Raw genomic sequence first — 20967 nt, 5'->3', positions numbered from 1 at the left:
ACGATGATCGAGACCCAGGAATGGCGGCACGAGCGGGAAAGAATGGTAAAGGAACAGATTGTCGCCCGTGGCGTCGAAGACGCGAGAGTGATCGACGCCATGATGTGTGTGCCCAGGCATTTCTTCGTTGATAATATCTACGTGCACCAGGCATATAATGACTATCCGCTTTCGGTCGGTCACGGGCAGACGATATCGCAGCCCTACATGGTTGCGGTGATGACCGAATTGCTGGAACTGAAACCTGGCGATGCGGTCCTCGAGATCGGCACTGGTTCTGGTTACCAGACCGCGATTCTTGCGCTGTTATCTAAGATGGTGTACACGATCGAAAGGCTGTCTGCACTGAAGGAAAGTGCGCGGGATAAACTGGACAGATTGGGTTTCAAGAACATAGCTTTTATGACCGGAGACGGCAGTCTTGGTTGGCCTCAGTATGCTCCTTATGATGGTATAATAGTAACTGCTGGAGCTCCTGAAGTGCCGAATGCTTTGATCGACCAGTTGGCTGAGAAGGGTAGACTGGTCATTCCGGTCGGCAGCGAGCTATACCAGACGTTGAATCTAGTGACAAAACAAAGGGGAAGAATATTCCGCAAGGAAATATTTGAGTGCACCTTTGTACCGTTACTTGGCAAACAAGGTTGGAAAGAATAACGGGGCGTGGCGCAGTGGTTTAGCGCGCATGGTTCGGGACCATGAGGTCGTGGGTTCAAATCCCACCGCCCCGATCGATATGCATAAGCAGGATCTTTGGAAGGTTGCACGAACGAAATCTGAGTCGTGGGTTCCCCGTTTCCTTCACCTTATTTACTTGATTGATGAAACGGGATCCTCGCAAAATCAACGAAATCGCAGATTTCGGTTTTTGCGGGACAAATCCCACCGCCCCGAGTTTGAGACACGGAGACAGGGAGATACGGTGAAACGGAGACGCAGAGACGGGGAGATCCCCTCATCCCTATGGGATTTCGGGACACTGAATTCTGTGGACAAATCAGAGATTTGTACAGAATTCGTGACGGAGATGGGGGACGTGTCGATAAGCTTTGAGTTGAGAAGTTAGCAGTGGTGTTAATAACCGGAAGATCAATACACTAAACTAGTCCATGAAACGAAAGATCATAGCAGTGATCGGTGGATCAGAGGCGAGTGAGGAACACCTCAAGATCGCCGAAGAGGTCGGCTCCCTCGTCGCTAAGCGCGGCGCAATTCTGATAACCGGAGGCATGGGCGGGATCATGGCCGCGGCTTCGAAGGGTGCAAGTCAGTCAGAGGGTGTGGTCATCGGTATTTTGCCGACGGCCGAAAAGGCAAGCGCTAATCCCTACGTTGATATTCCGATCGTCACCGGTATGGGTCAAGCGCGTAACTTCATCATCGCCCGCACGTGTGACTGCGCGATTGCCATAGACGGTAAGTACGGGACATTGACCGAGATCGCATTTTGCCTGATGTATAATGTGCCGGTAATTGGTATTGATACCTGGCGCATAGAAGCACCGATAATAAATGCTAAAAATGCTGCCGATGCCGTTGAACGTGCATTCAAGGCGATATCAGAATGAAAGCAGAAATCATTGTTCAAGGTGTTGTGCAGGGGGTCGGTTACAGGTTTTTTGTCATGAACCAGGCTCGTTTGTATGATGTAAAGGGTTATGTAAGAAATATGCCGGATGGAACAGTTGAAGTTGTTGCTGAGGGTGGTAAGGGTATAATCAAAGATTTTATCGACCATCTAAAGATCGGTCCTGTTTCGGCTCACGTGACCGGCGTCAAAGTGAAGTGGTCAGAGAGAGATTCTGGATTCACCGAATTCCGGCTGCAAAATTAAAAATGACACATGAAGCAATTTTTGGTAGTTGAAGGCAATTCAAGGCGAGTTGAGATAAAGGAGGCGTGATGGATCTGAAGAAGTATATCCGTGACATTCCGGATTTTCCACAAAAGGGAGTGATGTTCCGGGATATTACTACACTGCTGAAAGAATCCGGACCTTTCAAGTATGTTATCGATACAATAGTCGAAAAGTATAAAAACCAACAGGTTGACAAGTTAGTCTCGGTAGAAGCTCGCGGTTATATTTTCGGCGGCGTAATCGCGTACAAACTTGATTGCGGTTTTGTGCCAGTTAGAAAGCCGGGTAAATTGCCGGCCGAGACAGTTGCTCTGGATTACACCCTGGAATACGGTACGAATACGATCGAGATCCACAAAGATGCGATAGATTCAGGGGAAAGAGTGTTGGTTTTTGATGATGTTCTGGCCACTGGCGGTACGGTTCAGGCGACATGCAAGCTGGTCGAGAAACTTGGCGGCAAGATCGTTGCTTGTGTATTCATAAGTGATTTGACCTACCTCAAAGGCCGCGAAAAACTGAAGGGATACGAGGTATTTTCCCTGGTGCAGTACTGACGCTACACTGAACAGCGGTCGAATTAACCCAACTGCAAATCAGCAAAACATTATCTAATATTTTTTTTCGCAGATGGATTTCTCCATCGCTATTGCGAAAAACCGAGGAAGTTTTTTCGATGAAACTTGTCCCTGATTGGACTCACGTTCTTCGTTAGATTTTTTGAAGGAAACTATGAAGTAGTTTTAAAGTAGTTTTAACTTGGATTACCGGTTGACGGCTTTTTTCATTAAGAGTAGTCTCTTATCGACCTCATGGAAGATTTCACTGTCGCGAATCCTCGATTTGGGGTGATACTCAAGAGAACCGTAAGAGACGCTGCACTTCATGTTCTTGTTCTCTGCGATGAAAGTTTCGTTTGACAACAGTTCCTTCATTCTTTCACCAAAAACATGCGCTTCGTCTTCTGATGCACCCGGAATGATGGCAACGAACTCATCCCCACCCCAGCGAGCGATAATGTCTCGCTTGCGCGAATGGACTTTCAGGATCTGAGAGAAGCTCCGAAGCACGTGGTCACCCATTTTATGTCCCAATTGATCATTAACGTCCTTCAGGTTGTCTATGTCAAAAAGGACGATTGCGAGTTTTCTATTATCACGCTGAACTTCAGCGATGCCTTCGGTTAACTTCTGCTCGAAATAGCGTCTTGTATAAAGTCCGGTCAGGGTGTCCTCTATGGAAATCTTATAAAGCATTGAATTGGCAAGGCAAAGTGAGATGTGCTTGACGAGGTTCGTAAGGAGAACCAGGCTCTCTTTGTCGAGTGGTTCTTGTGGTTTGACGATCAGGGTACCTATGTTCCGGTCTCTTGTTACCAGAGGCAGCTCAACCGCATTTATTGATTTCGGGGGAATGGCAAAATTGAGATTACGGATCTTTGTACCATCATAGTTGCGCATCAGATTAATACCCTGTTCCTGGTCTTCCAGTCTGAGTGTGACTTCCTCGGCATGGATGAATGAATGGACTTTTCGTAATATTGTAGTTATCAGTAATTCGAAATCCAGAATGCCTTCCAGTTTACGGGCGATCTCATTTAGGTCTTCTTCTTCCGTGATCCTTTGCCTCATTTTTTCCTGATATTGAGACATCAGATATCCAATATAGGAGAAAACCGAAATGCTTATGGCGAGCGGTATTATTGAGACAAGCCCGTACTCGTCATAGAGCAGTGTCATTGAGATCCCGATCGGGTAGATCAACATCTCCATGAGGTCACTGACAAGCGCCTCTTCTTTCAGATATGTCCAGTATGACTGTCCTTTCAGGAGCGTGTGTATGGAGAAGAATAGTTCATTGAGGATTATTATCGTAGGTATTGCCAGGATCCACTGTGCGCTGCGCGGGAAATTAACCATCAATAGGCCTGCGAGGAGATACATCAATCCGTATACACCGGCATTGTATACCCCGGTCTTGATCGTGACCCGGAACTCGGCGATGTCCTTTCTGAGTATATACTTGAAACTCTTTATGGTCCAGACGATCAGCAGGGTGATTATCGCCATGACAGATGCTACTATGCCTCCGAATACCAACAAGATAAAGAAATAGATTACGACTTCGAAGGATAGTATTGTGTTTTTCAAGGATATGTAGACCAGCGCGCAGATGATCGAAGTGAGAATAAAGACCATGCTGTCCGCCAGCGGCGGGAAAGCAGGACGCAGTAATAAAGCAAGGATCAATGGGGCCCCGATACCAAGAATAATGACCATGGATTCATATATCGGCATTAGGTATTTTTTCATTAAGAGTATTATAGTAATATTTGTATTTTTGTAAAGTGTTTTGTGAGACTTAAACCGATCGTTATGTCTCATGCCTGAGGTGATTGACAAGGTGCTTGACTACTGTATCATTAATATATGCGTACTGGCACTGCTGATCTTCCCTTGCATCACGGACGCGCGCCTAAATGGCTCTTTGCCAAGATGGCAAAACTTGCCGGAGCCATCATAGAGACCATAGTAATTGAACAGGGCGGTCATGAATTCATGCGTCGTGTGTCAGATCCGTTCTGGTTCCAGGCTTTCGGCTCTGTGCTTGGCTTTGACTGGCACTCATCAGGGTTGACCACGACCGTATGTGGAGCAATGAAGGAGGGGACGAGGGAAATCAGTCGTGAACTGGGATTGTTTTTTTGTGGCGGAAAGGGTGGAGCGTCTCGTAAGACACCGCTCCAGATTCAGGAGGTTGCCAATGCGATATCGCTCGATGGTGATAGTCTGATTCATGCGTCAAAAACATCGGCAAAGGTGGACAATTCCTGTGTCCAGGATGGTTATAATCTTTACCATCACCTGTTCATTTTCACTGCTGATGGTGCTTGGAGCGTTGTGCAACAGGGAATGAATCCTGATAATCGCTATGCCCGCCGTTACCATTGGCTTTCCTTGGATCTTAGATCGTATGTAAATGAACCACATGCGGCGGTTTGCTGCGACCGGAATCAGGATGCCCTCAACATGGTTGCAGTGGAGAGCTCGGGATCGCGTGAGAGTGTTACTGAGATTGCCAGAGAAAATCCCGATAAAACGATCAAGGAAGCCGAAAAAATCCTGAAGATGCCACGCCGACATCCTGTATTGGCGTTGGATATAAGCCCGAAGTACTTTCATAAAATCCTTCTAAGAACATATGAACAATCACCCCGCAATTTCGAGGAACTCATCGGCGTTAGCGGAGTGGGACCGAAGACGGTCAGGGCGCTGGCCCTGATAGGGGAATTATTGTACGGGACAAGACCGTCTTTTCGCGACCCGGCAAGATACTCATTTGCCCACGGCGGCAAGGATGGGTTTCCATATCCAGTAGACAGAAATACCTATAATCAGTCCATCGCCTATCTGGAATCGGCGATCAAGCGGTCTAAAATAGGTGAGAGCGACAAATTAAAAGCACTCAGAAAAATCACGTATATGTAATTGGATGATCTTGACAACAATAGCCATTCTCTTATAATAAAGCAGAGTAGAATTGAGGAGGTTTTATGAAGTATATTGAAGTATTATTCTGTTGCTGTGTAATTCTTGTACCGCATTTCATATTTTCCCAAACCGAGCGCTGGGTGTATAAATATAGTGGTTTGAGCGGTTGGCAGAACGAAGCGTGCAATGCGATATGCTATGGCTCAGATGGCAATATCTACGCAGCAGGAACTGGTTGCCATGCCGGCACGGATATAGATATTGTGGTTGTGAGCCTTTCAACGAGCGGAGCGGAGCGCTGGGTGTATGTACACAATGGATATGCGGATTTTATTGATGACGCCAATACAATTACATGTGATGCAAACAATTATGTCTACGTTGGAGGTAGCAGTTATAATAGTGATACGATCTCGGATTTCACAGTGATCAGTCTTACACCAGACGGCAGTGAGCGCTGGATCTACCGGCATCAAGGTCCATATATTGGTGATGGTTGCGTTCGCGCCCTTGCTTATGGCGCTGATGGCAATATCTATGCTGCCGGTTATGACGAGCGTTTCCAGTCAGGACGCGATTTCATAATTGTCAGCCTCGACACCTCTGGCACCGAACGCTGGGTTTACCGTTATAACGGTCCCGGAAATAACACTGATGATGCGTATTCAATTGTGTGCGGGTCGGACGGCAATGTCTATGCAGCCGGTTCGTACGACTATAATCATGCAGTTGTGTTGTCGGTGACGGCTGATGGAACCGAGCGCTGGGTGTATCAGTATGGTCAGCATTATGAAGATGGTGCGAATGCCGTGGTATATGGAGCCGATGGCAATGTATACGCCTTCGGAACGTGTGCGGTCAACACGGGATATGTTTATGCCTTTCTGTTTACGATCAAACTCAGTGACTCAGGTTACGAGCACTGGACATATGTGAATTCAGTACCATCTTCAGCCACTTGCGGTATTTTTGGTGATGACGGAAATATCTATTGCGCTGGTTCTTATGGCAGTGACATGCCCGTATTCACGGTGCTTGGTATTAGCAGTGCTGGATTGTTCATGTGGGAATATATGCACGGACTGTCAGTAAGTTGGGCGACCTCGATAATATATGCCCCTGATAATAAAATCTATGCGGCAGGATGTGGCGTCGACAGTGTTATGGGAGTTCATCTGGCGGTTGTGAGTTTGTATACTTCCGGCACCCAGCGGTGGACATATGACTACGGAGGACCTGACTTCTGTATTGCCAACGCGCTGTGCTTTGGAGCCGACAGCAATCTATATGTAGGAGGCGAGACTGTTGACAGTGTTACGGGCACGGATTTTACTGTAATAAGCCTGAATCCAATCCCGATAATGATCTATGATTTTGCGAGCCAGCAGTTATCCTCTGTGCTACAAATATATCCCAATCCGTTCCGGCACTACGCAGAAATCAGATGCCAGTTGCCGGGTGTCAATACGACTTCAGATATTGATATTTTTGACATCACCGGTCAGCAGGTCACCAGCATTTCAGTCCCTGTATCTGATATCGGTCATCAGTCCACGGTGAAGTGGGGTGGTACTGATGACCGCGGAATGCGGCTGCCAGCAGGCGTGTATTTTGTGCATGTCAAAACTGGCGCTTTTCTTGGGATACAGAAAGTTGTGAAATTAGAGTAGATAATCGAGAAAAAACACACTGGCGTATATACCAAAGCGAAGTCCGTAATAGAGAATGCTTGTTGCGATTCTAGCGTTCGCCGCAGGTCAGTGCAATTATGGCAAGCAGTGCATCGAGTGCGGCATTATTGACATCATGTAGTGTTTGACTATAATTGAACGAAGGAGCGCTAATGGATTACAATAAACTCGAGAAAATTCTGCTTTATATCTTATTGGTGATTGTCGCTGTTGTTTATTTATACACGGTTTCACCAACTCTGTCATTCTGGGATTGCGGCGAGTTCATCGCTTCCGCCCATACGCTGGCAGTGCCACATCCTCCGGGAACACCGTTCTACGTACTGCTGGGCCGTGTCTGGCTGATGATCGTTGGATTGGTCGCATCCGTCTTGCCGATCTCAAAGGAAGTCGCGTGGCACATGAATCTTTTGGGCCTGACATTCACCGTGCTGTCTGTTTTCCTTGTTTACCGGATAATGCTCAGGATATTCAGAATGTGGCAGAAGAGCAACAATCAACTCGCTTACATTATCATCACATTTGGCACGTCTCTCGCAACGGCATTCTATTATACGGTATGGGGGAACGCGATCGAGACCGAAGTCTATGCCGCGGCGACATTTGTCTTTTTGTTTGTAAACTATTTAATGATCTTATGGTACGAAAGCGTCAAACAGGGTGAGCCGAAAAACAAGTATCTTCTGGCGTGCTTCTATTTGATATTCCTTGCTACCGGTATTCATTTGACACCGTTCTTGATATTTTTCCCGATATATGCGTTCATGTTTTATGTGGAGAGGCGCTACCTCAAGGACACGCTTTTCTGGCTTCTGGGATCGTTCCAGGCGATATTTTTCGCACTGGTCTTTCTATTGCCGAAACCGCTGCACACGCCTTCGGTTATTATCCTTGGATTGATACTCCTTGCCGGGATCTTTCTGCCAATTACCAATGCCGTGAGGTATAAGAATTGGCGTTTCTTCTGGGCGGGAATAGTCCTGGTAGTTGTTGGCGCTTCGTCAGAATTGTATCTGCCGATACGTTCTCGCGTACTGGATACGCTCTACAAGCAGGAGGATGTGGCGGAAAGATACTATGCCGGAGAGAACATAGCACCCCGCATCAATGAGTGTGACCCGGGCGAGAATTTCGAGGCATTCAATAATGTCCTGCACCGGGCACAATATGGTCCGGCAAAGTTGATCCCAAGGCAGACGCAGGAATCGACCGGCTTCGGCGTGCTCCAGGGATATTTCTGGCAGATGGCTCTTTTTGTAAGGTACCTTTCTTGGCAGCCTGTGCCAGAATTCACGCATAATGTCTTCCGGAGTATTGTATTGGCACTTTTCTATATTTTTGGCATTTGGGGTCTTGTGGAACTTTTCAGGAGAGAACGCAAGATATTCTTCCTGACGGCATTGATCATGTTCATGCTATCATTCGCGATGGTTGGTTACCTTAATCTTAAGTTCTCACCGAGCGACTCTAACCCGCGCCATCAGCCACATGAGGTGCGCGAGCGTGATTATTTCTTCCATACCGGTCAAACCTATTTCGGTATGCTCGTCGGTATCGGTTTCTTCGGGTTCCTGCAGACCATGAAAAAGGGTATGAAGAAAAAACGGTGGATTGAGATCTTCGGCCTCAGTGGGTTTTTAGTTTATTCGGCGATTCCTCTCCTTGCTAATTTCCGAGTGAGCAACCGGAAGGGTGATTTTATTCCAAAGGATTATGCTTACAACATGCTTGTATCATGCGAGGATGGTGGTGTGTTGTTCACCAATGGTGACAATGACACTTTCCCGCTGTGGTTTGCCCAGGAAGTGCTGGGATTGAAACGAATGGTCATCAACGCCAACCTATCTTTGATAAATACCAACTGGTATATACGACAGTTAAAGGATTGGGGTGTGCCGATCAGTTTTACGGAAAGAGTGATCAATCGGCTCGAACCTTTCATGACGCGTGACCGTCGAGTGATATGGGTCAAGGATATCATGATAAGGAATATCCTTGCCACCAACGCAGGTATCAGGCTTACCGAAACTGATTATGTGATCACTCAGCAGGAGTTTGCCGAGCGTTACTTGAAGAATTACCGCGGCAAGGTACCCATCTATTTCGGTTCCACAGTATCTCAGGAAAATTTCGAGGGATACCGTCCATATCTACAGCTGGAAGGTTTGGTATACCGGGTTGTAGGTGACAGCAGTGATCCGACCTTTGCGGTTGATGTGAAGAAGACCGGCAATTTCTTCTATCGCACCTACCGCTACACCGGTATTTTCAGCCCCGAACAGCAGGATTTTGTATCCCAGATATTGGTTGATTTTGAGAGGCGAAAAGAAGAGGGGGAATTTTACGGGTATGGGTTGTACAAGGATGAAAATACACGCCGGCTTTATACGAACTATGCGGCGGGTCTAGCCAGCCTCGGCGTTGTTTTGCGGGAAAGAGGTGATCTTGACGGGACGCTGGATGCGTGGCGGTTCGCGCTTCTGTTCCAGCCCTTTCAGAATATCTACTTTTCATACAACCTCGGCGTTCTATTTGCGCAAATGGGCATGCCAGACAGTGCGTACAAGTATCTGTCAGAAATTGAAGTCCAGGAACCAGGCATGCTGGTGCAGATCGGATCGGTATTCGGGAATATCGGGTTATATAACAGATCGATCGAATACTTCAAACGTGCGATCGACTTGAACCCGCGGTTCTCACAAGCCTATTCAGGTTTGGTGATGACCTATCTCGCAATGGACGACAAGGCGTCCGCCATAAGTGTGCTGGAGAACTGGCTTTCAATAAACCCGGGGGATACCAGTGCCCGTAACATGCTTAATGAATTAAGAGGTCAGTAACATACTCTATCCTGGCGGAGAGAAACTCAGAGGCTGCAAAAAATGGCAAAAGCAGTAGTCCTTTACAGTGGTGGGCTCGATTCATCGCTTGCTCTTGAGGTCGTCAAAGAGTGGGGTGTGAAAGTCTATCCATTACATATCTCGCACAAGTTCCTTTCATCGCAGCAATTGCCGACCGTGCCCGATCTTAAGATTGTGGATGTAACGGAGGAATTTGCCCAGACCGTGCAGAAACCCGACCACGGATATGGCAAGAACCTTAATCCCTGCATCGACTGTCGGATTCTGATGCTGAAGAAGGCGAAGGAATACATGAAAGAGATAAAAGCGGACTTCGCGGTAACCGGTGAGGTTCTCGAACAGCGTCAGATGTCGCAACGATTTGAGACCTTGATGCTTATCGAGAAAAAAGCCGGTCTTGAAGGATTAGTGGTGAGACCTTTGAGTGGGGCGTTGCTGCCTCCGACAGTGCCCGAGATAAAAGGTTTGATCAGCCGCCGGTCTATGCTAAAGATAAAGGGACGTTCGCGCAGGCTTTCGCTGGAGATCGCGAAGAAAAGAAAGATCGAGGAATTTTTCTCACCGAGTGGAGGGTGTTTACTGACCGATCCCGGATTCTGCCGTCGATTGGCCGATGTTTTGAGGTTCCGGGAGGAGATCGCTCTTGCAGACATTGAGTTTTTGAAAATAGGCCGCCATTTCAGGATTTCTCCTGGTGCGAAACTGATCGTCGGACGCAATGAAGAAGAGAACAAGAAGATCGAAGAGCTTGCTCAGGATTCCCACACATTTCTCTTTGTACCTGATACCGGGAGCCCAAATGCGATCCTGATAGGCGATAGAAAATGTATCAAGGAGGCAGCATCCATTACGGCACGGTACAGCGACAAAAAGAAAGAAGCCGAGGTTGAGGTACACTGCAGGTATAAAGGACAGATCAAGAAGATAGTCGTCGAGCCGATAGATGATGATGAATTGAAAAAATGGAGAATATGAAAATGGAAAAATTGTGGGCGCCCTGGCGTGTAGAATATATCAGGAATCCTGGTAAAGGGTGTTTCCTTTGCGCCGGATTGCGAGAAAAGGATGGCAGAAAGGTATTCATCGTCGAGCGGAGTGGTCGTGCATTTACCATCATGAACCGTTATCCTTACAACAATGGACATGTCATGATCGCACCGCTGCGCCATGTCGGGCAACTCGAGATGCTTGATGATGAAGAAATGCTGGCAGTCCATCGGCTCATTTCCAGGGTCATCAAAGCAATCGATCACACCATGCAGCCCCAAGGATTCAATCTCGGGGTGAATCAGGGACGCGTTGCCGGGGCTGGTGTCGTCGACCATGTCCATTTTCATCTTGTGCCGAGGTGGCAAGGTGATTCGAATTTCATGCCACTGCTTTCAGAAACTAAAGTCATATCAGAGGCGTTGAATAAAACTTATGACAAAATCATCGAGGGTTTGCTCTGGTTGGACGGCCTCGGAAAGTGAATGAGCTACCCTTTGACCAGCATAAGACTTTGACATGTGTGGCATCATTGGATTGACCGGCAAAGAAAGAGCGATCGATAGGATTTATCCGGCGTTACTTGCTCTTCAACACCGTGGCCAGGATGCGGCCGGTGCCGCAACCTTTGAGAACGGTTTTCAGTTGAAAAAGGGTAATGGTCTGGTGTTCAGTGTCTTTAATTCGAAAAACATCGAGCGACTCAATGGGAACACAGGCATCGGTCATGTCAGATATCCCACGGTCGGTGCTGGTTCAGCAGAGGATGCTCAACCATTCATAATAACCACACCATATGGCATTGCCCTGGCACACAACGGTAATCTCGTCAACTTTTTCGAATTGAAAAAGGATCTGGTCGAGAACGAATTGCGCTATTTGAATTCCAACTGCGATGCAGAGGTCATACTCAATCTCCTTTCGGTTGAGCTGACGAGGATGGATCTTAAGAACCTGCCCCCGGAGAAATTGTTTTCTGCCCTGCGCAGGGTATATGATAAGTTGATTGGCAGTTATGCCGTGGTATCGATCATTGCGAACAAAGGACTATTGGCTTTTCGCGACCCGAAGGGGATCAAGCCGTTGATCATGGGAAGTGATGATTCAAGTTTCTGCTTCGCATCCGAGAGCGTTGCCCTCGATCTTCTCGGTTATCAGGAGATGACCGATGTTAAGCCGGGACAGGCAGTATTCATCGATAGGGATAATAATCTTCACGTGGATCAGGTGGCGGCAAGTGATGCAGCAGCGTGCATTTTCGAATACGTATATTTTGCCAGGCCAGATTCGATCATCGATGGCATCGGTGTGTACGAAGCAAGACTCAGGCTCGGAGAGGAACTTGGTAAGGTCTGCAAGCAGGAAGGTATCAAGCCAGACGTGGTGATGCCCATTCCGGACACGGCGAGGGGTGCAGCCCTCATGGTCGCAGATATCCTTGGTGTGAGGCATCGGGAAGGGCTCATCAAGAACCGCTACATTCACCGTACTTTCATAATGCCGACCCAGGAGAAGAGGATCGAGGCTGTCAGATTGAAGCTGAATCCCATCAAACCGGAGATAAAAGGGAAAGACGTATTGTTGATTGACGATTCGATTGTCCGAGGGAACACCTCACGCGAGATAATCTCTCTGGTTAGAAGCGTAGGTGTAAGAAAGGTATACTATGCTTCATACTCGCCTCCCCTGCGGTTTCCATGTGTTTACGGTATTGATATGCAGACGAGGGGAGAGTTTATTGCCCGGGACAAATCGATCGAGGATATTCGCAGATCGATAAATGCCGATGCACTTGTATATCAAACAACAGAAGGTCTAATTAAAGGTGTCGGTGCCGGATCAAGAGGTTTCTGCACCGCATGTTTTACCGGTGTCTATCCTACCGAAATACCGCGGGCGCTTATGGATCGGATTGAAGAAGACCGTATGGCACCCAGGGCTTCAGATAAATAACAAGCTTACCGTATCAGTCGTTTCGCAGAAAGGTTTCCGGGAATTTTCTATTCTACTTCGGGTTTGGCTAGTGGATCGAAAGGGTTCGTGCGTATCGCCAGCGAGAACAGGTATGGGTAGTTGTCTTTCAAGTATTTCATATAACTTGCCCACCCGCTGAGCAGAGACAGATAGACACGTTTGATATCCCCGTTGATGTGTTCATGGTCGGTTCCGGGTAATTTATTGATATTTCTTCGGTGACCGAGTTCGTCGGCAAGATGGAAAACCGCCCACAGCAGATTTGTGAACGATGCGTGTTCCAGCAATATGGGGTTTTCGAGAAGACGGATCAGGAAATCGCGCTTGCCGATGAGAAATATCTTGAGGTTTTTGATATCTTTCGTGCTCGTCTTGATAGTAGTGTGATGTGATCGCAGCCTTCTGCTCAGCAGGAGGAATTCCTGGTCACTGAGGTTCTTTGCTGCCGTGAGACTGGTTCTTATCGTGTCGATATTTGGATCGAAGCCGGCAAAGGATTTAAGCAGCGTTGTTCCGACATCACTATAGAACGTACCGATGACCATATTCATCTTCTCGAGCATGGCACGTTTCTCCCTTACCGTCAGGAGCCTGTGGATGACGAGGGTCACGAGCAGCACCTCGATGAACACGAATGCGATATCTCCGATAAGATATATGAATATATGGTGGACATCGCGAAAAAGGAGGTAGTGTATAACATAGACCGCCGCCGAAAAGGCGATTAGGGCAATGCCTAAGAAGATTTGCCAGTTGGTCTTTTGCATAACAAAATTCCCCGTTCTTTGACTACTTCACGCAGCGCAGAATGAGACTATGGGTTGGCCGATCAGCGAATATTCGCTGATGTTTTTATGGGAAAATTCCCCTTTCTTTATAGACCTTTTCTAATCTGGTCAGAGCCACGACATAGGCAGCGGTACGCCAGTCGGTATTATGTTTCTTGGTCGCAGTGCGGACACGGTCATAACCACCGACGATCAACTTGCGCAGTTTACGGTCGACTTCTTCCAGATCCCAGAATTCACTGCGTTTGTTCTGAAGCCATTCGAAATAACTTACGATAACACCACCCGCGTTGCACAGGATGTCGGGGATCAGGTCAATTTTTTTCTGCTGTAGTATTTCGTCGCCATCGGGATCGGTTGGTCCATTTGCGCCTTCTGCAATAACCTTCACGTTGATCAACGGAGCGGTTTCGGCCGTTATCTGATTCTCAAGAGCAGCCGGAACAAATATGTCGGCTTTCGTGCTCAGGAATTTTTTATGATCGATTTTCTTAAGATTTTTGAAGCCATCAAAAGTATGGTTCTGCTTGAAATACGCGTTGAGTTCGTCGGGGTCAATTCCGTTAGGATCTTCGTACGCTCCACATACGTCTTCGACGGCAACCAATTTGGCGCCGTAGGGCTTCATCAGTAAACTTGTCCAGGATCCCACATTTCCAAACCCCTGTACGAAATAGGTTGCACCCTTGAGATCGAATTTCCGATCTTCCGCCCATTGCTCGATGGTATAAACAACACCCTGTCCTGTAGCTTTATCACGCCCCAAACTGCCACCGGATTCCACGGGCTTTCCAGTTACAACGTGGACATTCGCCTGGCGGGTATGAGGTGGTTGGGTCGAGAGATACGTGTCGAGTATCCACGCCATGATCTGGGCATTAGTGTTAACGTCGGGTGCAGGGATATCGAATTCCGGCCCGATGTTGCACCCCAGTGCAAAGGTGAATCGCCGTGTAATACGCTGGAGCTCAGACCGTGAATATTTTGAAGGGTCGACCTGAATACCGCCTTTGGCGCCGCCGAAGGGAATGTTGACAATTGCCGATTTCCACGTCATCCATGTGGCGAGTGCTCTTACCTCGTCAATATCAACGGCCGGATGGTATCGTAAACCTCCCTTGTACGGGCCGAGCACATTATTGTGCTGGACGCGATAGCCAGTGAATATCTCGATATGCCCGTCATCCATTATGGCAGGGAAATTTACGATCACCTCATTCTGGGTCTTGGCCAGTATTTTGCGGATCTGTGGATCAAAATCAATTAGGTCAGCCGCCTTATTGAATTGCCTACATACATTTTCATAGACACTGGCCGCTTCGTTACGTGCTTCTTTCACAAAAACCTCCTATAGAACTTGAAATCTGATCGATAATTTGTATCTAGCTGATTTAGTGAACCTGGGATTGCTAGTACGGATTATATTGTATCCAAATGCTTCAGAAAGTCAAGAACAGGTGGCTTCAGCCAATACGGCGTAGAAAGAAGCACTTCAAGTAGTTACTTTCAGGCATGTTGAGTAAGATCGGGTGGTCAAGACTCTGTGTTGCCCGGTCAGTTATCTGCATCAATATGCCGGCATCAACCGCGGCCTTGCGCAGTATTTCCTGGAAATCCTGTTCGTTTATATGATACGAACATGAGGTTGTAACCAGGATGCCGTCCTTGGCGAGGTGTTTCATTGCCTGGCGATTTATGTCTCCATAGCCGCGGCGTGCTGAAATTAGAGATTTCTTCGATTTTGTGAATGATGGCGGATCCACGATGATGACGTCATATAGCTGCTCATCACGTCTTAGAAAATCGAACACATCTGCACAGACGAACTGTGTGACTGCGACCCCTGCATTCTCGCTGTTCTTCATGGCCAGTTCAATTGCCGACCGGGATGAGTCCACTGCGGTCGCTGAACGTGCGCCGCCGGACGCAGAATATAGCGAGAAAGCACCTGTGTAACAAAACAGATCAAGCACTTTTTTGTCTTTGGCTCTCTCCATCACCATATTTCTTATTTCTTTCAGGTCGAAAAAGAAACCCGTTTTCTGACCTTTCTCGATATCAACGAGAAACGGAATATCATCCTGCTTGATGGTAACAGGATTTACAAGGTTCCCATAATGGAGTGCCTGCACAGGTTCCAGTCCTTCGAGCTTACGGAGTTGAGCATCGCTTCTTTCATAGACAAAATCCGGCTTCATGCGAGCGAGCGATTTGGTGATCATATCGCGTCGTTTGTCCATGCCGTAGCAATTTATCTGGATGACGAAATTACTCTCGTATTTGTCGATTATCAATCCTGGCAACCCATCGCTCTCACTGTGGACCATGCGGAAGCTATTTTCTTTGCTCCAGGTTTTTCGATACGCCAATGCTTTGTCAATGAGGCCATCAAGAAACTGCTGGTCGAATTCCTGGTCTGTTGTAGAGAAGTGTCTGATTCCGATCAGGGAGTGTGGATTGTAGAATCCTCGGCCGAGGAACGTCCGTCCTTGATAGATTTTCACGATTTCGCCAGGTTGGATTTCTTCCCCACGCCTGATTTCATTTGAGAAAATCCAGGGGTGTCCACGATGGCGTTTCTTGAGATATACGTTGTGCATGCGCAGAAGTATAGTCCATCTCTGGTCGTCAGTCAATCGTAATAGGCTGGCAGAGACAGGTTGACAGTATCAAAACATGTGGCTAAAATGGAATTCGGGAGGTCTAATGGACATGGTACTGCTTGTGTTTCTGCTCTATCTTGTCGGCATGGTGATAGCCGGTATCGTGACCGCGAAGCTAGCGTCAAAATCGCTGGATGATTTTATCTTGGGTGGTAAGAAGATGTTGACTCCGGTCATCGCACTATCTGAGAAAGGGACGGACATGTCAGCCTGGCTTCTGATCGGTCTGCCCGGCCAGGCTTTCAAGATGGGAATCGGTGCTATATGGGCCGGTATCGGGGTATGGGTTGGTAGTCTATTCAACTGGTTGGTAATTGCCACCCCGCTGCGTAGATTGACCGGCAAGTACAACGCACTTACAATACCAGACTATTTCGAATCGAGATTTTCAGACAATTCGCATCTGCTCAGGATTACCGCCTCAATTCTCATCGTATTTTTCTTTACATTATATGTCTCAGCACAGGTCGTTGGTGCTGGTAAGATACTGGGGGCAACCTTCGGTATCGATCGCGTTGTCGGCATGGCCATCGGCCTGAGCATTATTCTGTTCTACACCATGATGGGTGGTTTCATTGCCGAATCATGGACGGATTTTTTTCAGGGGATCATAATGGTGGTTGCTCTGATGCTGATGTGTATAATAGGCATCGTGCATTCTGGTGGATTCTCCAATATCTTCTCACGCATCGGGTCTATCGATGCCAAGGCAGTAATGCTCTCGGCAGGTGAGAGCGGTACTGCATTATATCTCGGATTGATCCTCGGCGGCCTGGCAATTGGGTTCGGTTACGCTGGCCAGCCTCATATTCTCATGCGCTATATGGCTTTGCGCAGCGAGAAGGAGGTCAAAAAGGCGATGCTCATTGCAATGACCTGGACAACACTTGCGGTCGCCGGCGCGATATTCCTGGGTTTTCTGGCTATCCCGTACCTGCGGGGTGAGATCGCCGATCCCGAGCATGTTACTCTAGCATTTGCCGCGAAGATACTGCCAAGCTGGCTTGTCGGATTTGTTCTGGCTGCAGCAACGGCCGCAATGATGTCGACGGTTGATTCTCAGTTGTTGGTCACGACTTCGGCCATAACCGAGGATATATATCGAAAGATCATCAATCCAAAAGCCACTCAGCAATACCTTGTGCGTCTGGCGCGGATCTTCACTGTAGTTGTTGCGATTGTTGCGTTCGTGCTCGGGCTACGGGCCGAGCGGCTTGTTTACTGGTTAGTGCTCTACGCCTGGGGGGGCCTGGCTGCGTCCTTTGGCCCGCCGTTGATACTGTCGCTAAAATGGCGCGGCACAACAAAATTCGGCGTTTTTGCCGGCATGGTGGTTGGTGCGATCACGATCGTGGTCTGGTACAATGTTCCGGCACTGAAGAACTTTCTTTATGAACTGATCCCGGGTTTCTTCTTTTCTCTTCTGGCTACATGGCTCGTGAGTCTTTGGACGAAAAATAGAAGTCCTCAGATCCCGACCGATTCGGGTCCGTGATATTCGTCAGACGCGCGACCTGAAACCCTTGCCCAGCACTTCGAAGACATCCGTGAGGATTACAAACGCATTTTCATCGACTTTCTTGATCAATGATTTGAAAAAAGGTGTTTCTTTTTTCGTTATGACGCACAGGATGACGGGTCGTTTCTCACGCGAGTATGGTGAATGGCCATCCAGAATCGTAACGCCGCGCTGCATTTTTTCGTATATCTGATCGGTTATCTTCTCGGGCTTTGTGCTGACGACGAACGCGGCACGTGCGTAGTCAATGCCTTCAAGGATGAGGTCGATCACTTTTGAAGAGAGAAAAAGGGCGAGATAACCCAGGAGCGCAAGTTCGATCGATCGGGTGGTGATACCCGCCATAGTGATGACTGCGAAGTCAACGATCATTATCCACATACCGACCGACAAGTTAGTGTGACGACTGAAGATCTGCCCAATGATATCAGTGCCGCCGGTGCTTGCGTCACCTCTGAAGATCAATCCCAAGCCCAAACCGAGCAGTATCCCTCCATAGAGCGCGGCAAGAACTACATTATCGGTTGGCGTTTTGATTCCTGCCGAGTACACGAGAAGGTCAATGAGGAGGTTTGTGTATATGATCGCGGCGAGAGACTTTACCCCGAATGATACACCCAGTACGCGCAAAGCGATTATGAATAGGGGAATATTCAATAGTATTGCCACTATCCCGACCGGTGTGTTGTACAGGAAGCGAAGTATCATGGCAATGCCGCTTACTCCTCCAGGTACTATTCTGTGTGGTATCAAGAAGGCCGCGTAGCCGAAGGCAAATATTGCTCCGCCGAATATGATATACAGCAGTTTTACGACTTTCATGATCTCATAGTCTTGAGTAAGTCATCAGAACGATATTTGATTTTTTCTCTCTTCATCAGGCGTCGATGGTTTTGTTTCCTTGAGCCTTGTAATGAAGATCTTTAGTTTCTCCAGTTCCTTGGTTTTCTCGGCAACGCCTTTGTCGAGTTCCTCTTTTGTCGCTTTCAGTTCATTCAGAAGCCTTTGCATCTCGTCGACCTCGGCAATGCTACCGAGCGCCTCCTGCTTCTTTTCTTCCAGTTCCTGTAATTCCTTCTTCACATTTTCCGTTTTCACTTTCTGTTCTTCCGATTCCCTGAGCATTTGAGTTCTCTTATCTTCGAGCTCTTTGTCGATTTTCACAATTTCACCACGCCGTCTCTCGATTTTTGCCAGCATATCATTTTCGAACAAACGCGCTTTCTCTGCCTTCGTAGTTAGCTCGGATATCTGTACGTTCATGTCATTCAATCTCTCCTCGACATTCTTCTTCTCGTCGAGCAACTGCTTGATCTCACCCTCGTATGTTTCACGAAGCATCGCAAGTTCCCGGGTTTCTTTGTTAAGTTCGGCGATGGCTTTTTTGTCCTTGTCTTCGAGGAGCCGGAGCGTGTTCATGATCTCTGAAATCTTGGACTCACGCTGAGAGATTTTTTCGTCAAGTATGGATAACTCCCTCTTTCGTGTCTCAACCAATTGCTTGGTATGGCCATCTTCTTCGATGGCCTTTTTCAATGCTTCGTGCTCTTCTCTCATTTGCGGGAGGTCCTTTTGAATAGTCTTATGTTCTTTGTCGTTCTCTTTCAACCGCGATTCGTATTCCTTCAGCTGCTCATCGAGTCTGGATAGCTCTTCCTTTCTTTCCTTGCAGGCCGCTTCGATTTTCTCGTATGTCTTCGTTTCGGACTTCAATTCATCGAGTTTTTTTCTCGCGTGGCCGATCGACTTTGCCAGTTCACTGCCTTCCCTTTTGGACTTGTCGAATTCATCCTTTATTTTGCGGTATTCAGGTTCAATATTCTTCAATTCTTTTTCGAGATTTTTGTATTCGGTTACGCGGCTTTCAAGGCGAGAGTATTCAGTACGTGCTTTATCCAATTTCTTGAGCGTTTGCTCCAACTCCTGTGTTTTCTTTGTCAGTTCCTTTCGGGCCGTTTCGTCCTCGCTGCGCGCTTCTTTACACGATTTTTCTGTCTCTTTCAGCGATTTACTGACTGTTGCGTGTTCAAGCTGCATAGATGATATTTCTGACGCGAGGGTTGCTTCTTCCTTTTTGGTGCTTTCGAGCTTCGCTGCTATATCGTTGTATTCCTTTCTCAACGCAAGGAGTTCTTGTTCGAGGGATATCTTATCACTCGTGTTCTTTTCCAGTTCTTGCTTTGTCGTCTTTAAATCAGAATCGGCCTGCTTCACTTCCTCGCCGAGAACCTGATTTTCTTTTACCAGTTCCTCATTACGCGTTTTGAGTTTGTAGAAAGTGTCTTCCTCGTCTTCTTTTTCGGCCTTTCTTTTACTAATGTCCCGTTCGAGACCGGATATCAGATTTGTCAGGCCGGTCTTCTTTTCTTCCAGCTGTAATATTTCTTCCTGCATGCCATCTCGAGTTGCGGTGAGCTTTGAGACTTCGTCCCTTATTTGTTGCTCGTTTTTTCTGATCTCGTCACTGGCCGCTTTCGTCTTTGATAATTCTTTCTGCTCAGCCTCGAGACCTGCCGATTCTCGCTTTAGATTGTCCAGGATGCGCCGCAGGTCCTGGGTTTCGCCCGTCAGCTTGTCCCGGACGGAATTCAGATCGGCGATATTCTTTTCTGCCTCTGTGATCGCCAGATCCTTTTCTTTTAGAGCTTTTTCCACTTGCTCTAATTTGGCTAGCTTTTTCTCTAATTCTTCTAATAGATCAACGTCTTCTTTGGCCATGACGTGCCTGTGTTAGGGGGGGCCGCGTTATCCGACCTGCGTTTCCTCCAAATTGAGTCTTGGCGTATTCATTACTCGATGTGCATTCAACGATAGAGCAAGGTGACCTGAATTCGGTGTTGAGAAATGCGATACGTTCTGTGACTTGTTCTTTCTCAGGGTCTGCGTGACGATATTCATTTGATTTCATGCTTGTTTTTTCTTTCATATGAAAATAGCGGCGAAGGGACTCGAACCCCCGACACAGAGATTATGATTCTCCTGCTCTACCAACTGAGCTACGCCGCCAGCGTGCAAGTATACAACAAATCTCTTTTTTGTCAATGGCTGTCAGGAAGTTGCCTTGCGCCATCCATTTGAACGAATGATTGCTGCTCGGGTGCCAGTTGACATCCGCGAGTCGGGCGCTATAATTGA

The 20967-nt window shown here is 47.5% G+C and carries 17 protein-coding genes and 2 tRNA genes; 12 read left to right on the top strand and 7 right to left on the bottom strand.

The window, feature by feature from the left end; all coding sequences use genetic code 11:
- The first annotated feature begins 3 nt into the window (after window positions 1-3).
- The 5 genes from OEV79_02625 (at window position 4) to OEV79_02605 (ending at window position 2415) form a co-directional block, all read left to right on the top strand.
- Window positions 4-657: a protein-L-isoaspartate(D-aspartate) O-methyltransferase gene (locus OEV79_02625; GenBank protein MDH4210325.1), complete on the top strand. Its 654-nt coding sequence runs from the start codon at window positions 4-6 to the stop codon at window positions 655-657.
- A tRNA-Pro gene (locus OEV79_02620) sits at window positions 658-731 on the top strand.
- Between the two features lie 378 nt (window positions 732-1109).
- Window positions 1110-1568 (top strand): TIGR00725 family protein, encoded by a 459-nt coding sequence (locus OEV79_02615; GenBank protein MDH4210324.1) that lies wholly within the window; start codon window positions 1110-1112, stop codon window positions 1566-1568.
- Window positions 1565-1834: an acylphosphatase gene (locus tag OEV79_02610; protein ID MDH4210323.1), complete on the top strand. Its 270-nt coding sequence runs from the start codon at window positions 1565-1567 to the stop codon at window positions 1832-1834. Before OEV79_02615 ends, OEV79_02610 begins: the two co-directional genes overlap by 4 nt.
- 68 nt (window positions 1835-1902) lie before the next feature.
- Window positions 1903-2415 carry an adenine phosphoribosyltransferase gene (locus OEV79_02605; protein MDH4210322.1) on the top strand — a complete coding sequence of 171 codons (513 nt, stop codon included), beginning with the start codon at window positions 1903-1905 and terminating at the stop codon, window positions 2413-2415.
- Between the two features lie 207 nt (window positions 2416-2622).
- Here the strand turns inward: OEV79_02605 and OEV79_02600 are convergent, their stop codons facing one another.
- Window positions 2623-4170, bottom strand: a complete 1548-nt coding sequence (locus tag OEV79_02600) for a diguanylate cyclase (GenBank protein MDH4210321.1) — start codon at window positions 4168-4170, stop codon at window positions 2623-2625.
- Window positions 4171-4287: 117 nt separating this feature from the next.
- Here OEV79_02600 and OEV79_02595 point away from each other — a divergent pair, with 117 nt between their 5' ends.
- The 6 genes from OEV79_02595 (at window position 4288) to purF (ending at window position 12841) form a co-directional block, all read left to right on the top strand.
- Window positions 4288-5346, top strand: a complete 1059-nt coding sequence (locus OEV79_02595) for a DUF763 domain-containing protein (protein ID MDH4210320.1) — start codon at window positions 4288-4290, stop codon at window positions 5344-5346.
- Window positions 5347-5411: 65 nt separating this feature from the next.
- The gene (locus OEV79_02590) at window positions 5412-7019 is read left to right on the top strand and encodes a T9SS type A sorting domain-containing protein (protein ID MDH4210319.1); all 1608 of its coding nucleotides are present in this window, start codon (window positions 5412-5414) and stop codon (window positions 7017-7019) included.
- Between the two features lie 173 nt (window positions 7020-7192).
- Entirely contained in the window at window positions 7193-9880 is a 2688-nt protein-coding gene (locus OEV79_02585; GenBank protein MDH4210318.1) for a DUF2723 domain-containing protein, read from the top strand.
- 42 nt (window positions 9881-9922) lie between these two features.
- Entirely contained in the window at window positions 9923-10876 is a 954-nt protein-coding gene (locus OEV79_02580; protein ID MDH4210317.1) for a tRNA 4-thiouridine(8) synthase ThiI, read from the top strand.
- Window positions 10877-10878: 2 nt separating this feature from the next.
- The gene (locus OEV79_02575) at window positions 10879-11373 is read left to right on the top strand and encodes an HIT domain-containing protein (protein MDH4210316.1); all 495 of its coding nucleotides are present in this window, start codon (window positions 10879-10881) and stop codon (window positions 11371-11373) included.
- Window positions 11374-11407: 34 nt separating this feature from the next.
- Window positions 11408-12841, top strand: a complete 1434-nt coding sequence (gene purF, locus OEV79_02570; protein ID MDH4210315.1) for an amidophosphoribosyltransferase — start codon at window positions 11408-11410, stop codon at window positions 12839-12841.
- A gap of 47 nt (window positions 12842-12888) precedes the next feature.
- Here the strand turns inward: purF and OEV79_02565 are convergent, their stop codons facing one another.
- The 3 genes from OEV79_02565 to OEV79_02555 all read right to left on the bottom strand — a co-directional run bounded on the left by OEV79_02565 (window position 12889) and on the right by OEV79_02555 (window position 16250).
- Complete coding sequence (locus OEV79_02565) at window positions 12889-13629, bottom strand: hypothetical protein (GenBank protein MDH4210314.1); 741 nt, start codon at window positions 13627-13629, stop codon at window positions 12889-12891.
- Between the two features lie 85 nt (window positions 13630-13714).
- Window positions 13715-14989, bottom strand: a complete 1275-nt coding sequence (locus OEV79_02560; protein ID MDH4210313.1) for a Glu/Leu/Phe/Val dehydrogenase — start codon at window positions 14987-14989, stop codon at window positions 13715-13717.
- 124 nt (window positions 14990-15113) lie between these two features.
- On the bottom strand, window positions 15114-16250 hold the full coding sequence (locus tag OEV79_02555) for a class I SAM-dependent rRNA methyltransferase (protein ID MDH4210312.1): 1137 nt from the start codon (window positions 16248-16250) through the stop codon (window positions 15114-15116).
- Between the two features lie 106 nt (window positions 16251-16356).
- Between OEV79_02555 and OEV79_02550 the strand changes: the two genes are divergently transcribed.
- The gene (locus OEV79_02550) at window positions 16357-17808 is read left to right on the top strand and encodes a sodium/proline symporter (protein MDH4210311.1); all 1452 of its coding nucleotides are present in this window, start codon (window positions 16357-16359) and stop codon (window positions 17806-17808) included.
- Between the two features lie 6 nt (window positions 17809-17814).
- On the opposite strand, the gene OEV79_02545 is transcribed toward OEV79_02550, so the two are convergent.
- The 3 genes from OEV79_02545 to OEV79_02535 form a co-directional block, all read right to left on the bottom strand.
- Window positions 17815-18654 (bottom strand): YitT family protein, encoded by an 840-nt coding sequence (locus OEV79_02545; GenBank protein ID MDH4210310.1) that lies wholly within the window; start codon window positions 18652-18654, stop codon window positions 17815-17817.
- A gap of 24 nt (window positions 18655-18678) precedes the next feature.
- The gene (locus tag OEV79_02540; GenBank protein MDH4210309.1) at window positions 18679-20550 is read right to left on the bottom strand and encodes a hypothetical protein; all 1872 of its coding nucleotides are present in this window, start codon (window positions 20548-20550) and stop codon (window positions 18679-18681) included.
- Between the two features lie 215 nt (window positions 20551-20765).
- Window positions 20766-20838 (bottom strand) — tRNA-Met (locus OEV79_02535).
- Window positions 20839-20967: the final 129 nt, after the last annotated feature.

It is taken from the genome of candidate division WOR-3 bacterium (genome assembly GCA_029858255.1).
In the GTDB taxonomy this organism is placed as follows: Bacteria; Hydrothermota; Tepidihabitantia; order SM23-42; family SM23-42; genus SM23-42.
This window is presented reverse-complemented; position numbering and strand designations above follow the sequence as displayed.